Consider the following 14,623-nt stretch of genomic DNA (forward strand, 5'->3'; position numbering starts at 1 on the left):
CACCCTCCGGCACCACACGATCAATCTCCGCCACACACTCCGCAGCGATCGGCTCACCCTCCAAAGCATCGCCAGCGAAATACTCCACCGACCACACCGACGCCACACACGTCTCGGGAACGACTGTCGCGCTCACGGCGGCAGAGGCCGTCGACTCCAGCCCGGCCTCGCCGACGGCAACCACCACGTAGAAGTACTCGGTGCCGACCACGGCGTCCGCGTCGACGAAGGAGGTTCCGGTCAGCGCATCGTCACCGGACAGCGCGGCGCCGCTGGTGTCGACGTCGCTGGCGGTGCCGCGGTACACCTTGTATCCCTCGGCACCGTCGACCGCGTCCCACTCGACGACGATGTCCGTGGCGCCGGCCGTGGCCGTCACGCCGCCGGGAGCGGCGGGAGCCTCGGGCCCGGCAGGAATCTGGACCGACGTCTCGGTCGCTGCTGCCGAACTGGGGGCCGACGAGGAGACCGCCACCACCGTGTAGTAGTACGTCTCGCCGGCGGTGACATCTGTGTCGGTGAAGGAGGTGCCGGTCAGCGGCTCGTCCGTCAACGGAGTGGTCGTCGCGACCGGCGAGGTGGTGCTGCGGTAGACCTCGTAGCCCTCGGCTCCGTCGACGGCGGACCACGCCAGCTCCACCGAGGCATCGTCCGCGCCCAGTGTTGAGGTGAGGCCGGACGGCGCGGCGAGCGCCGCGGCAGGGATCTCCACCGACGCCTCGGCGGCGGCCGCGGAGCTCGGCGAGGCGGAGGAGACCGCGACCACCGTGTAGTAGTAGGTCTGGCCAGGCTCGACGTCCCCGTCGGTGAAGGCCGCGTCGGTGAGCGGCTCGGCGTTGAGGGGAGTCTCCGTCGCCACCGGCGAGGAGGTGCTGCGGTAGACGTTGTAGCCCTCGGCTCCGTCCACCTCGCCCCACGTGAGGTCGACGGCCTCGCCGTCCTCGCCGAAGGTGGCCGCGAGGTCGGCGGGCGCCTCGAGCGGCGCGGCCTCGACCTCGTAGATTTCCACGAAGGAGAGCTTGGTGTTGGCACCGCCCGTGGGTGCCACGGTGAGCTTGCCGTCGGTCACCTCGACCTCGACGACACCCTGCTGGAAGTACAGCGGCGCCGCCCCGTTAAAGGCGTCGATCGCCTTCACGCCCTCGACCTCCACCGTGTGGATGCTGTCGAAGTTTCCGTCGCTCGTGTCACCGGCAGCGACCACCACCGCGTAGGTGCCGTCGGGGACGTCGTACTCCCAGACTGCCTGCTCGGAGGTCACGCCGTTGGTGGGCAGGGGCGAGACAGGGCCGTCCTTGGACGTGCCGTACTGCAGGTGGATGATCGATGTGAGTCGACCGTCCGCGATGCCGTTCGTGTTGGTGCGCACGCGGGTGTTGGTCGAGAAGTCGAAGGGCGTCGCGTCATCCGCGGTGACCCAGCCGAAGCCCCGGGCGGCCGCGTAGGCCGCGCCGCTGTCCCGCGTGTAGCCGTCGGCGAGGGCGCCCGCGGCGGTCGTGAAGTCGACCTTCTCGACGAGCTCGCCCTCGGGCGCCGCGCTTGTCGCGGTGACGGTAGCGGCGGTCGACACGTTGCCGGAGGTGTCCACGGCGTGCACCGCATAGGACCAGGTCTGGCCCACGAAGACATTCGGGTCGGTGAACGAGGTCCCCTCGACCAGGCTCGAGCCGCTCACCAGGTTCGCGGCCGTGGCCGCCACCGGGGTGCTCGCGGCGCGGTACACGCGGTACCCGGCCACATCGGCATCCGCCGGCGACGTCCACGACAGGGTGGTCTCGTCGGGCGCGCCGTCGGCTCCCAGCGCCGAGGGTGCCGCGGGAGGCGTGACGTCCAGCTGGGTCACGCCGAAGTTGTCGAACGCGAAGGGCAGCGCCGTGGTCTCGTCGGTCATGTTGCGGCGGGTGGCGAACACTCCGCCGATGCCGGTGGTACCCAGCGACGTCATCGCCGCGGGGAGGAGCGAGCCGTTAGCGAAGTTCGCCGGCATGACCACTTGGCCGAGGTTGACGGTGGCCGCACCGTCGATCGAGTAGGACGCCGATGCCACGCCCGTGATCGCGTCGATGACGAGGTTCAGCGTGATGGCCTGGCTTCCGCCGATCGTCATGTTCGCGGAGTTGACCTGATCCGCGGTGCCGGTGTTGGTGTTCATCACGCCATTGACCTCGCGGGCCAACTGAATCTGGCGCGTCCCGGAACCGGCAATGACGGCAAGTTTCACGTAGTTGTCGTCGCTTGGGCCAAACCAGATGCCACCCTGAGCGGAGTCGCTGGCCGTCGACGGCACCGTCATGGTGGTCGACAACCGAATCTTCTTACCCGCTGAATCGACGGCGACACCCAGCGTGTTGTCCTGGGTGTTGCGCCACCGGTCGCTACCCGAGGCTCCCTGCGTGAGGTACGCGATGCCCTTGGTGGCGTTGATGTTGAGCTTGCCCGCCGAGACGTCGAGGAACTGCGGGAGGTAGTAGCCCTGATACTTGCTCGGCGCTGGGTCCGTCGCCGTCGTCTGCTCGCTTGTCGAGGGCTGCACCAGGGTAAAACCCGTGTCCGCTCCCGCCCCGCTAGCGCCCGCGTGGAGCCCGGTGCCGGTGCCGTCGAACGTGAGGTTCACGGTATTGCTCGGCGCGGTGGGAGCCAGCGGCGAGTACGGCGTCGGCCACGTCGACATGTCGGCGTTGTAGGTGAACGTGTGCGCCGAGGCGGCTGGCGCCGTCAGGCTCGGCACCAGGAGCGCGACGCTGACCGCAGCCACCGCGCTCCACCACCGTCGGTGTCCCCTCGCGTCGAACTTTCCCGCGCGAACAGCAATGTTCTCCGGCATGCCACTAGCCCCTCGTTAGTGAATCTGCTCGAACCCTCAGTCGCGGTCTGAGAGCCGGAATCCGCGTAGCGTCCCCCGACTGCCAAACCATCTGGCGAAGCATCTTCGCGTCGCCAGCCCCTCAGCCACACAGGTGTGACGAAAGTCACAGTAGCGCAGCCTTCTGGGTTCAACAAGAGTTACCCGAACATCGGCTATGCCGCATCTTGAAACGCGAAGATTGACGCGCGCCTTGACCGATTTGCCCTAGTTCGCCCCCATTTTCGTGCGCGATAACGAGCACGCGGCACCCTTCACGGCATAGCTCTCGCAAGGCCCGCACGAGGCCCCTTTCACCGGCGGGGCACACCGCCGAGCATGCAAGCCGCGCCGCAGTGAGGTGCGCCACAGCATAGGCCGTACGAAAAAACGCGGCCCTTCTGCCCGCCCCTGAGGGCGCGGACAGAAGGGCCGCGAAGAGCCGAGTGGATCTACCGCTCGTTCGGGTACACGACGCCGATCTGCGCGCGCACCTCGTCCATGATCCGCATGATCTCGAGCGAGTTCTCCAGGGTGTGCAGCGGCGACTCCGTGAGGCCGGCGGCCACCCCTCGTGCGACCTCGGCCGCCTCGAACTGGAAGCCGTTGGGCGCCGAGCCGTCGTAGGTCCAGCTCGTGCCGTCGAGGCGGCGGACCGTGAAGCGCGTGGGGTTGTAGAAGGTGCCCTCGATCTCGATCGCGCCCTCGGTGCCGCCGATGTGAGCCTGGCACGGGGTGCGGCCGTTCATCGTGGTCGTGAGGCTCGCCTGCGCGCCCTCGTACTGGAAGACCATTGACACCTGCCCATCGACTCCGGCGTCGGTGAGGTCGCCCACCGCCGTGATGGTGGTGGGCACGCCCAGGATGTCGTGGGCGAACGCGATGGGGTACACACCCAGGTCAAGCAGCGCGCCTCCGGCGAGGTCCGCGCGGGCCATGCGCTCCACGTGGGCGATGGGCTGCCCGTGGTCAGCCTGCACCGAGATGACGCGGCCAATCTCGCCGCGGGCGATGGCGGCGCGCAGCGCGTACATGTGGGGAAGGTGGCGTGCCCACATCGCCTCCATGACGAACACGCCCTTCGCGCGAGCGGCATCGACGATCTGCTGGGCCTGCGCCTCGTTCTGCGTGAAGGCCTTCTCCACCAGGACGTGCTTGCCGGCGTTGATCGCGAGGATGGCGGGCTCGTGGTGGTTGTTGTGGGTGGTCGCCACGTAGACGATGTCCACCTCGGGGTCGGCGACGAGTTCTTCGTAGGAGCCGTAGGCCTTGGCGATGCCCTTCTCGTCGGCAAACGCCTGCGCGCGCTCCTGGCTCGAGGCGGCGGCGACAGCCACCACCTCGGACTGCGTGAGATCGTTCACCGCGTCAGCGAGCTTCCTGGCGATGCCGCCGGCTCCGAGGATTCCCCACTTGTAGGCGGGAGCGTTCATGGGGTGCGGGGCGGTGAAGGGCGTCGTTGCAGTCATGCCGCGAGCCTAGCCCCGGGAGAGGGGACCGAGGCAAGGGGCACCGGCGGCGCCTACTCGACGACCGTCACCTGTCCCGCGTCGATCCAGGTGCTGAACGTGCCGTCGTCCTCGACGCCCCACAGCTCGATTGCCTCTGGCGGGACCCACCCCTGCGCCACCATCACCAGGTCGAAGTCGCCAGGGGTCAGCCGCGACACGCCACCGCAGGCGTCGTCGACGTACGGGTACCACGCGGCGCGCACGCCGATCCCGACCCCGTCGACTTCGTCGCCCGCCGCCTCCTCGATGGACAGCGACGCGCTCACGTTCCCCACGACGGCGCCGTCCTTCAGGAAGATCCACTGCTGGGGCGCGTCGATGTACCAGGCATCGGCCGAGGGTTCCCCGTCCACGATCACCGGCGCGCCCACCCCAAGACCGCTCAGGGACACCTGACCCGGGACTGGCGGCAGCTCGGGGTCGAGGGGTGCCACGCGCGGGTCGACCGCCGATTCCACCTCCGCCTCGCACGTCTGCGCGAGCGCCATCCCCGCCCCGGCCTCCGCCAGCGGCACTCCGGTGGCGGAGATGAGGTCCTGCGCGTCGGCATGTGTCGGGGGCGCGGCGGCGAAGCCCGCGCGCTGGTCCTCGATGGCCGCGGTCTCCGCCTCCGTCACCGCCGGAATGTCGACAGTGGCGCCGTGCTCGACGATCGACGAGAACGTCACCGTCGTCCCCGCGATCGCCTGCGCGTCCACGAACGTCGCGAGCGGTGCGCCGTTCTCGTCACGTACCTGCACCAGCGTGTGCACGGTCGCCTCGCCCGATGCCGGGGCCATGATCCCGCCCTCCGCCAGCGCTCCGATGAGGCACGACGAGTCGAGTTGCGACAGCGATGCCGTCGTGGTCCTGTCCGAGCCGTCGTCGTACTGGGGCCAGGTCTGTGTCAGCGCGTTGTCTCCGCTCGCGAACACGTCGAGCGGCCACAACACCGGAGTGTTGACGAGGCGCCCGTCGGATTCCAGCACCGCCACGGCCGTCACGCCATACGTCGCATCCCCGTCCCACGAGACGCGGAACTGCGCGTTGACGGCCTGCTCGACCGTGTCGCCGTCCGTGTCGGGAATCTCCACCGCGCCACGATCGACAGTTCCCCCAGGCTCCGCGACCTCCCAGGTGCCGTCGACGTCGCTGTCGATCAACATGTCGGCCGACACCTCGATGCCCAGGTCACGCACCGACTCGTCGGCGATCCACACCCCAGGCTCGTCCCACGGTACGTAGGGAAGGGTGCCGTCGGCCGCATCGCCGGTGCAGAGCACCGTGGACCCGTCCTCCGGCACGGGCGAGACCGACCTCACCACGGCATCGTCCACCGTGGCCGGCTCCACCTGCCGCGGCGCAAAGTACCACGCACCCGCGCCGATGACGCCGATGCCCACGACGGCGGCGGTGGCCTGCGCACTCGTGCGGACCATGCGGCCCCTACGGATGGCCGATGCGGTGGTCGCCACCGTCGCGTCCTCGCCGAGCGTGGCGGCAACGGACTCGCTGGTCCGGGCGGTGGCGCGGCGCAGCGCGTTTCCCATGTCGTTCATCGGGCCCTCCCCTCGGTCACGGTGGCGTGTTCGGGTTCCTCGGTGCCGAGGCCGAGCAGCGGAGCCAGGCGGGAGCGGCCGTCTTGCAGGTACTTCTTGACCGTGCCCTCGGAAAGGTTCATGTGATGCGCGATGTCCGCGACGGTCAGGTCGTCGTAGTAGCGCAGGGCGACGGCCGTCCTCACCTGACGCGGAAGTTCGGCGAGCGCGCGGGCAACCTGGTCGTGTCCGGCGAGTTCATCGCTCGGGTCGGGGACGTGCGAGCGGCGCACCACCGCGGGCACGAGCCTTCCCCAGGTCCGGTCGCGGCGAATCCCGTCGATGTACAGCGTGCGCATGGTGGCGCGCACATAGGCCTCGGCAGCGGCGGCGTCGCGCAGGCGGCGGCGCTTCACAAACGTCTTGACCACGGCGGCCTGGACCAGTTCCTCGGCCTCGTGCGCCGAGCCCGTCAGCACGAGGCCGTAGGACGCCAGTCGCTTCCCGCCGTCGCGCAGGACCTGCGCCACCGCTTCGCTGCTGTCACTCACGTTTTCCCCCTTCGCACATCCTAGAGACGGATGAGGGGTGCTCCGGGGTGGGGTGGTTCGCGGCGTGCGCACCACGATTTTCGCCGCGAGCTACCGCACACGTCCGCGGCCGCGCTCGCCGGGCCCGTCAGACGCCGCCGCTTGCGGAAGATTGTGGTGCGCTCGGCGGGGACTACTCGCCCTCTACCTCAGGAATCGACGGCACGCCGCCCACCACCGTGACGGGCGTCAGGTCGAGGGCTTGTGCGTTCTCCGCGTCGGACAGCACGAGAGTCGCGTTGTACCGTCCTGGCTCCATGAGGTCGGGCTCGCCGCAGTCCCACACTTGGCTGAGCGACACGAACCACCCCGCATCGTCGTGGGGAAGATCGTCGCGATAGGTCCACTCGGCGTCGAACACCCACACGCCCGGTGCGGGAGACGCCGGGCGGAGCAGCACCGTCGCCTCAAGGCCCTGGAACGCGGAGTACCAGGCGTCCGAGACGCCGCCACCGCTCACGGGAATCGGGTACCCGCCCACGAGCGCATCGTCACCGTACCCGTACAGCCGGCCCGTCTCCAGCTCAATCGGCAGCGGCGCGAAAGCATTCAGCCCCGCGTCGCCACCGGTCGACGTGACGTACTCGCTGTCGGCCAGGAGCGCGGCACACGTCGTGTCCTCGCTCCAGTCACGAGACTCGATCACGGTAGCGAGATGGTCGACACTCCACCCCGGATCATCCGTCTCGAGCGACACCCACGGCGGCGCCTCCTCAAGTCCCGTGTACTCGATGTCACCCGCACTCACCACCATGGTCGCGAGTGGGGTCTGTAGCGATGCCGACCACACTTGGGTCACGAGCACCGGCTCGTACACGCCGTCGCCGAGGCTTGCCGAGCCAGTGCCGCCGGGGCACTCACCGGGGAGCGGGGTCCAGGCCAGCGAGGCTTCTGCGGACCCTCCGGCACCGCCACCAGAACCCCCCTCAGTCACACCGACACCCACCACCTGGTCGCCACGCAAGAGGAGCGGCGCCGTCATGACGGTGATGCCGTCGCCGTCCTGCCACCCGACCGCAACCTGGAACACGTGCGACTCGGTCGCCGTATCAATCGTAGAAGGGGCGCTGGCGGTGAGGTTGTCCCATTCACCCTCTGGCACCTGATCGAGGTTGCCTCGCGTCATGCTGAGCACGCTCTGGGATGCGGCACGCACCTCAACGCCTGAGGAGAGCACCGCGCGGTCGTGCACTGTGACCCCCTCCTGGAGGACGACGTCATCCCCGCACACCAGAGCGCCGGAGGTCCGTAGATCGAGCGGAACCTCGTCGACCACTGACGCCGAGTCGGCGACGCGATAGTCGACCGCATGGTGAATCTCCGGCGGCGAGTAGCTCGCCGCGGGCTCCACATCCCTGCCACCGCCACCCCACGGCAGCCAGGTCCACAGCCCCACGGCGACCACTGCGACCCCCGCGACGGCTCCCGCCCCGCCGAGCGTCCGCCGGCGACGTCCTCGCCGTACCCGCGCCCCCAGCGCGGCACCCACCTCGACCGAGGCGAGCCGCTCGCCCGAGCCTGCCGTCGCATCGGCCCCCGCCTGTCCCAGCTCCTCGTGAAGGTTCATCGCCGGTCTCCCTTCGCCACCACATCGGCGATCTCGGGGTCGTCCCCGAGCACGCCTCCCATGCGCTCCAGCGCCTCGGACAGATACCGCTTGACCGTTCCCGTCGCGAGCCGCATCTCGTGCGCCACATCCGCGACGGTGAGGTCGTCGAAGTACCGCAGCACCACGGCCGTGCGTTGACGCGGGCTGAGAACCTCGAGGCCGCGCGCCACGGCATCGGCCGCCGCGATCGCCTCGGCGTGATCGGGGAGCTCGCTCGCGCCCACCAGGCCGGGCGCCACGCGGCGCCAGCGCGACTCGCGACGCAGCCTGTCCAGGTGCAGCGTGCGCATGGCGGCGCGCACGTACCCCTCGGCCGCGGCAGCGTTCGGGATCCGCCGGCGGCGCACGAAGACCTTCACGATCGCGTCCTGCACCAGGTCCTCACCCGCATGCTGCGAGCCGGTCAACAGGTACCCGTACGCGGCGAGTCGGCCGCCGGCACGTGCCAGCAGGTCCCGCATCAGGTCATCGTCGGCACTCACCGTTCCCCCTTCGTCGGCATATGAACGGCCGATGCGCGGATTCGGTTGGGGGTCAGTCCGTCAGCGTGAGGGTGCCGGCGTCGCGCCACGTCGCCACCGCGTCCTCCCAGCCGCCCTGAAGACCGACGACCGGGGTGCCGTCGTAGGGCATGACCAGCAGCGCCCGGTAGGTGCCGGCGGAGGGCAGCGGCAGGTTGCCGCAGCTCGCCTCGGTGGGGTTCGAGACGCCCACCACCTCGTTGTAGTCCCCGGTGTCGGGGTCCATGAGCACATCGACCTGGACGGGGGCGCCCGCCACGAGCTGCGACGTGTCGGGGTCGAGAAGCAGCAGGTGGCCCTCCTGCGACCAGTACGACCACTCGTCCGCGCTGTCCTCGACCGAGGACCACCAATCGTCGCCAGCGACGGCCGCGGCAGGCACCTCGCTCGGGAAGATATCGGCGGGAAGGTCCGCATCGAGGACACGCAAATCCAGCCCCTCCGCCGCGACGAGCTCGGCGTTGGCCGCACACGAGCCTGCGAGCCGCACACCGCTGTCCGCCTGCGGCAGTGCGATGCCGTCCTCGGCGACCACGTCCCTCACCGCGGCGGCCGCGGAGCGCTGGGGATCCTGCGGCACCGCGTTCGCGGCGCTCGCCTCGGCCCGCTCGACCTCGTCCACTGGCGCGGGCGAGAGCGACGTCACGAGGTCAGCCTCCTGGTAGCCGGGGAACTCGACGGTGGTGCCGTCGAATCCGGCGGCGTCGAGGTTGGTCACCAGGGGGTTGCCGTCCTCGTCACGCACCTGGACGAAGGTGTGGACCGTCGTGGTGAGGTCCGGGGCGAGGTAGGGCCAGTCCAGCGCGCCCACGGATCCCAGGCATTCGGGCTGCAATGTTGAGATGAAACTGAGAGAGGAGCGGTCCGTCACGGGGTCGTAGGACGGCACCGCCGTGTCGAATCCCCACAGGCCCGCCTCCATTGACGCGAAGTCCACCGGCCACCCCACGGTGCCGCTGATGAGACGCCCTCCCGACACCAAGTACGCGGAGGCGTCGACGTCGTAGAGCGCGTCGCCGTCCCAACTGACGGTGATGGCGGCGAGGAGGCTCGTGGGGTCCTCGCCAGGATCGCCCTCGACAAGGAGGACGCCCTCGTAGGGCACCTCCTTCACTGCATACCCGTCGTTATAGGTGAACTCGACGGGGCGCGCGTGGATCTCGATCCCCATGTCACGCACCTCCTCCGAGGCGATCGTGACGCCACGGTCGGCGAAGGGCACATACGGCGGAGGCGAAAGACTCATGTCACAGTACCCACCGAGGCGATCCTCCATCCGCATGATCGCGGCCTCGCCGACCACGCCGTCCGCGGCGGCGATCGACCCCAGCGGCGGATCGGGGCGCAGGCTCAGGAACGAGGCGCCGACGGCCACGAGCGCCACGCATGCGGCCCCGCCGCGAAGCCAGGACCGGCCCCGCCGGGCGCTACGGGCGGCACGGACGTCGCTCGCGAGCGCGTCGGGATCCCCGAGGGCCGCGAGGATCCCGGCGGCGCGGCTCCTCCCCGCCTCGTGCATGGCGTCGTGCGCGTCGCGCATCAGACTCCCTCCCCCACCATCACGCGCTCGACCTCGTACGCGCTCACGCCGAGCGCCTCCGCGAGGGCGGATCTGCCGTCGTCGAGCAGGCCCTCCACCTCGTCGCGGGAGACCTTCATGGCGCGCGCTGTCGCCTTCGCGTCGAGCTCCGCGCGGTAGCGCAGGGCCAGCGCGACGCGCACCCGCGGCGGCAGGTCCGCGATCACCACGTCGACGGGGGACGGATCGGCAGGGGCCGATGCTGGTGCGGGAGGCTCGCTCGCCGGCACGGTCCCGGGCTCGGGGGCCGGGGCGACTGCCGGGGCGGCGGCGTCCTGCGGTACGGGAACCGCAGGAGGCGCGGCAGGCGCGGGCGGCGCCGGCGGCGCACCGAGATCGTCGGCCGGGGGCGCGTACGGGTTGACGCCCGGTTCCGCCGACGTCGGGGGCGAGGACGGTGGACGCACGGTCTCGACAACCTCGGACGCGATCACTTCATCGGGAAGGTCGGCGTCGTCCCCGGTGCCCGGGGCGGCCGCGCGCCTCACCATCTCGCGACGCACCCGCGAGGCGAGCCCGCGGCGCAGCCACCACCCGCGGGCCACCGCCGGCGGCACGGACGAGCGCAGGAGCGCCTCGGCTTCGACCACCGAGCCGGTCAGCGCGAACGCGAACGCGGCCAACTCCTCATCGCGGTACAGCGCCGTGACCGCTTTCTCGACTGAAGCCATGTCCTCCCCCTGGGCTGCCACCCTAGGGGACCGCGAGGCGGCGAACCAGAAGGAACGCCGCACCCGCCACCCACTACTTCTTCTTGGGTGCCGCCTTCTTCGCGGGAGCCTTCTTGGCGGCGGGCTTCTTCGCCGCGGTGCGCTTCTTGGCCGGGCCCTTGGCGCGCTTGTCGGCGATGAGCTCGAAGGCGCGTGCCTCGTCCACCTTCTCGACGTCCTCGCCGCGCGGGATGGTCGCGTTGGTCTCGCCGTCGGTGACGTAGGGACCGAAGCGGCCGTCCTTGATGACCACGGGTTTTCCCGAGACGGGGTCGTTGCCGAAGGCCTTCATCGGCGGCGCAGCGGTGCGGCCGCGGCCACGCTTGGGCTGCGCGTAGATGGCCAGCGCCTCCTCGAGCGTGATGTCGAGCAGCTGCTGCTCCGACTCGATGGTGCGCGAGTCAGTGCCCTTCTTGAGGTACGGGCCGTAGCGCCCGTTCTGCGCGGTGATCTCCTCGCCGTCCTCGGCGACACCCACCACGCGCGGCAGGCTCATGAGCTTCAGCGCCTCCTCGAGCGACACGGTCTCGAGGTGCATGTCCTTGAACAGCGACGCCGTCTTGGGCTTGCCCTTCGCATCCTCGGGGAGTACCTCGGTCACGTAGGGGCCGTAACGCCCGCCCTTGGCGACAATCTCGTAGCCGGACTCGGGGTGCGTTCCGAGGGTGCGCTCGTCGCCGCCCTGGTTGGCGAACAGTTCCTCGGCCTTGGCGACCGTGAGCTCGTCGGGGGCGAGCTCCTCCGGGATGGAGGCGCGCTGCTGCTCGCCGTCCCTGTCGCGCTCGATGTAGGCCCCGTAGCGGCCGTTGCGGGCGGCGATGCCGTCGCCGATCTCGAACGTGTTGACGGCGCGGGCGTCGATCTCACCCATGTTGTCCAGCAGCTCGCGAAGGCCGTCCTGGGCCGCGCCGTCGCCGCCGAAGTAGAACTCGCGCAGCCAGTCCTTCATGGAGCGCTCGCCCGCGGCGATGCGGTCGAGGCCCGCCTCCATGTCCGCCGTGAACCCGTAGTCCACGAGGGACGGGAAGTGCTCCTCGAGCAGGCCCACGATCGAGAAGGCGAGCCAGGTGGGCACCAGCGCACGCTTGTCGATGCGCACGTAGCCGCGGTTGATGATGACGTCCACGGTCGAGGCGTAGGTCGAGGGACGACCCAGCTTGCGGTCCTCGAGCTCCTTGATCATGGCGCCCTGCGTGTAGCGCGGCGGCGGGTTGGTGGCGTGCGTGAGCGCCTCGAGGTCCGATGCGTCGAGCGGGTCGCCGCTCGCGACCTGCGGCAGGCGCGACTCGCCCTCGCTGGGCTGCTTGCCGTCCTCGTCCTCGTAGCGGGCCGCCTCGGTGGACTCGATGTACAGCGCACGGAAGCCGGGAGACGTGAGGATGGTGCCCGACTTCGTGAACTCGACGGCGTGGCCGCCGGACGACTTCGCACCCACGGTGATCGTCGAGGTGGTGCCCACGGCATCGGCCATCTGGGAGGCGAGCGTGCGCTTCCAGATCATCTCGTACATGCGGAACTCGTCGCCGCGCAGCTTGGCGCGCAGCGAGTCGGGCGTACGGAACTTGTCGCCGGCGGGGCGGATCGCCTCGTGCGCCTCCTGCGCGTTCGAGTCCTGCGACGCGTAAATACGGGGGGCCGACGGCACGGCGTCGGGGCCGAACAGGTCGATGGCCTGGCTGCGCGCCGCCTTGATGGCCTCGCCCGAGAGCACGGGCGAGTCGGAACGCATATAGGTGATGTAACCCTGCTGGTACAGCGCCTGCGCCACGCCCATGGCCTGGCGCGCGCCGAGGCCGAGCTTGCGCGAGGCCTCCTGGATCAGCGACGAGGTGATGAACGGAGCGGCGGGGCGCTTCTTGTACGGCTTGGAAGCGACGTCCACCACAGCGAAGGCGGCGTTCGCTAGCCCTGCTGCGATAGCTCCGGCCTCGCCCGCGGTGACGTGATGAGCCTTGTCCGAGGTGAGCACGCCACGGTCGTCGAAGTCCTTGCCCGAGGCGACCCGCTTGCCGTCCACCTTGGACAGGCGGCCCACGAAGGCGACCCCGGCATCGGCCCCCCGCGTGGCGGTGAAGCGCGCGGTGAGGTCCCAGTACTCGGCAGACTGGAACGCCATGCGCTCCCGCTCGCGGTCGACGACCAGGCGCAGCGCGACGGACTGGACGCGGCCCGCGGAGGAGCCCTGGCCCACCTTGCGGCGCATCACATCCGACATGTCCCAGCCGTACAGGCGGTCGAGGATGCGGCGCGTCTCCTGCGCCTCCACCATCTCCATGTCGATCTCTCGGGGCGCTGCAAGGGCACGCTCGATGCCCTCGCGGGTGATCTCGTGGAACGCGAGGCGCTTGACCGGAACCTTGGGCTTCAGCACCTCGAGCAGGTGCCACGCAATGGCCTCTCCCTCGCGGTCCTCATCAGTGGCGAGGTAGAGCTCGTCGGCTTCCTTCAGCTTCTTCTTGATGTCCGAGACGATCTTCTTGGAGCGCACCGACACCTGGTAATAGGGCTCGAAGCCGTTGTCGACGTCCACGCCGTACTTGCCGAAGGGGCCCTTCTTGACCTCGGCGGGCATCTCCTTGGGCTCGGGGATGTCGCGGATGTGACCCACCGAGGAGACGACCTCGTAGTCGGAGCCGAGGTAGCCGCCGATCGTGCCGGCCTTGGTGGGCGACTCGACGATGACGAGCTTCTGGGCCATGTGTTCCTGCCTTCGGTGGGGGTGCGATGTCCGGACATGCCACCGGGACCCGGGGCGCTGGACGCTCACAGAATACATATGGGTGAACGGGTGTCCATCGGGACCTGCTCCCGTGGGGGCCGCCCCGTTCACCTGGGCGCCACCCGTCCGTGACACGATGGGGTCGTGAGCTACGAGAGTGTCGAGACCGTCATGCGACGGGTGGCCGATGAGCTGATCCGCCCCCGCTTCCGCTCCCTTTCCGAGGGTGAGATCGACACGAAGTCGGGCCCGAACGACCTCGTCACCATCGCAGACATCGAGTCCGAGCGCGCGCTCACGCCTCTGCTGCGCGAGATCGAGGACATCGCCGTGGTGGGCGAGGAGGCGACGGAGAAGGACCCGTCGCTGACCGATCTGCTCGCGACCGAGCCGGCGGCCTGGACCGTGGACCCCGTGGACGGCACCTGGAACTTCGCGCACGGCAAGGTGGACTACGCCGTCATGGTCGCGCGCGTGGTGAGCGGCGAGGCCGCCGACGGCTGGATCCTCCACCCCGAGACCGGCGACCTCTTTGGTGCGCGCCGCGGCGAGGGCGCCTGGGTGGTGCGCGGAGCGGATGCCGCACGCGAGCCGCTCCCGTCGCACGCCGCCGGGGCACGCCCCTTGGAGCAGTTGCGCGGGGTCGCGATCTCGCGGTTCCTTCCCGGCGGGCTCGCGGAGGGCGTCGCGGGGCTGAATGAGGACGTGGCCGAGGTGGTGCCGCCGCGCATGTGCGCCGGCTGGGACTACTGGGACTTGGCCACGGGCGCGCTCGACTTCCTGCTGTGGTCTCGGGCGAAGCCGTGGGACCACGCTCCCGGCGTCGCGATCGTGCGCGAGCTCGGGTACGCCGCGCGCTACCTCGACGGCACCGACTACCGCCCCGACCGGGAAAGCCAGCCGTTCCTCGTGGCGCGCGAGAGCGAGTGGCAGGCCGTCGCCGACCGCATCGCGGCACGCACCGCCGCGGCCTCCTGACCGGGCGCCGACACCGGCGGGTGAGTAGGCCTGGGTGGGCCAGCCTG

At 70.1% G+C, this 14,623-nt stretch carries 9 protein-coding genes and 1 pseudogene; 1 reads left to right on the forward strand and 9 read right to left on the reverse strand.

The features are described 5' to 3' along the window. The 9 genes and pseudogenes from B7K26_RS10785 to topA form a co-directional block, all read right to left on the reverse strand. Positions 1–2,755, reverse strand: a pseudogene (locus B7K26_RS10785) (hypothetical protein); the annotation flags it as partial. A 539-nt stretch (positions 2,756–3,294) separates the two neighbouring features. Then, positions 3,295–4,311, reverse strand: a complete 1,017-nt coding sequence (locus tag B7K26_RS10790) for a Gfo/Idh/MocA family protein (RefSeq protein WP_084079222.1) — start codon at positions 4,309–4,311, stop codon at positions 3,295–3,297. 53 nt (positions 4,312–4,364) lie between these two features. Then, positions 4,365–5,891, reverse strand: coding sequence for a hypothetical protein (locus tag B7K26_RS10795; RefSeq protein ID WP_084079223.1), 1,527 nt, complete (start codon positions 5,889–5,891; stop codon positions 4,365–4,367). Beyond that, a complete protein-coding gene (locus tag B7K26_RS10800; protein WP_159449679.1) occupies positions 5,888–6,421 on the reverse strand; it encodes a sigma-70 family RNA polymerase sigma factor in 534 nt (177 codons plus the stop codon). The genes B7K26_RS10795 and B7K26_RS10800 overlap by 4 nt, the downstream gene beginning before the upstream one ends. A 172-nt stretch (positions 6,422–6,593) precedes the next feature. Next, positions 6,594–8,027: a hypothetical protein gene (locus B7K26_RS10805; RefSeq protein WP_084079225.1), complete on the reverse strand. Its 1,434-nt coding sequence runs from the start codon at positions 8,025–8,027 to the stop codon at positions 6,594–6,596. Beyond that, on the reverse strand, positions 8,024–8,551 hold the full coding sequence (locus B7K26_RS10810; protein ID WP_084079226.1) for a sigma-70 family RNA polymerase sigma factor: 528 nt from the start codon (positions 8,549–8,551) through the stop codon (positions 8,024–8,026). The genes B7K26_RS10805 and B7K26_RS10810 overlap by 4 nt, the downstream gene beginning before the upstream one ends. A 52-nt stretch (positions 8,552–8,603) precedes the next feature. Then, on the reverse strand, positions 8,604–10,130 hold the full coding sequence (locus B7K26_RS10815) for a hypothetical protein (protein WP_084079227.1): 1,527 nt from the start codon (positions 10,128–10,130) through the stop codon (positions 8,604–8,606). Next, positions 10,130–10,840: a hypothetical protein gene (locus B7K26_RS10820; RefSeq protein ID WP_084079228.1), complete on the reverse strand. Its 711-nt coding sequence runs from the start codon at positions 10,838–10,840 to the stop codon at positions 10,130–10,132. The genes B7K26_RS10815 and B7K26_RS10820 overlap by 1 nt, the downstream gene beginning before the upstream one ends. A 73-nt stretch (positions 10,841–10,913) precedes the next feature. Continuing rightward, positions 10,914–13,577 (reverse strand): type I DNA topoisomerase, encoded by a 2,664-nt coding sequence (topA, locus tag B7K26_RS10825; RefSeq protein WP_084079229.1) that lies wholly within the window; start codon positions 13,575–13,577, stop codon positions 10,914–10,916. 165 nt (positions 13,578–13,742) lie between these two features. On the opposite strand from topA, the gene B7K26_RS10830 reads away from it, so the two are divergent. Continuing rightward, positions 13,743–14,576, forward strand: a complete 834-nt coding sequence (locus B7K26_RS10830; protein ID WP_084079230.1) for an inositol monophosphatase family protein — start codon at positions 13,743–13,745, stop codon at positions 14,574–14,576. Positions 14,577–14,623: the final 47 nt, after the last annotated feature.

The organism is Demequina sp. NBRC 110057, assembly GCF_002090175.1.
In the GTDB taxonomy this organism is placed as follows: domain Bacteria; phylum Actinomycetota; class Actinomycetes; order Actinomycetales; family Demequinaceae; genus Demequina.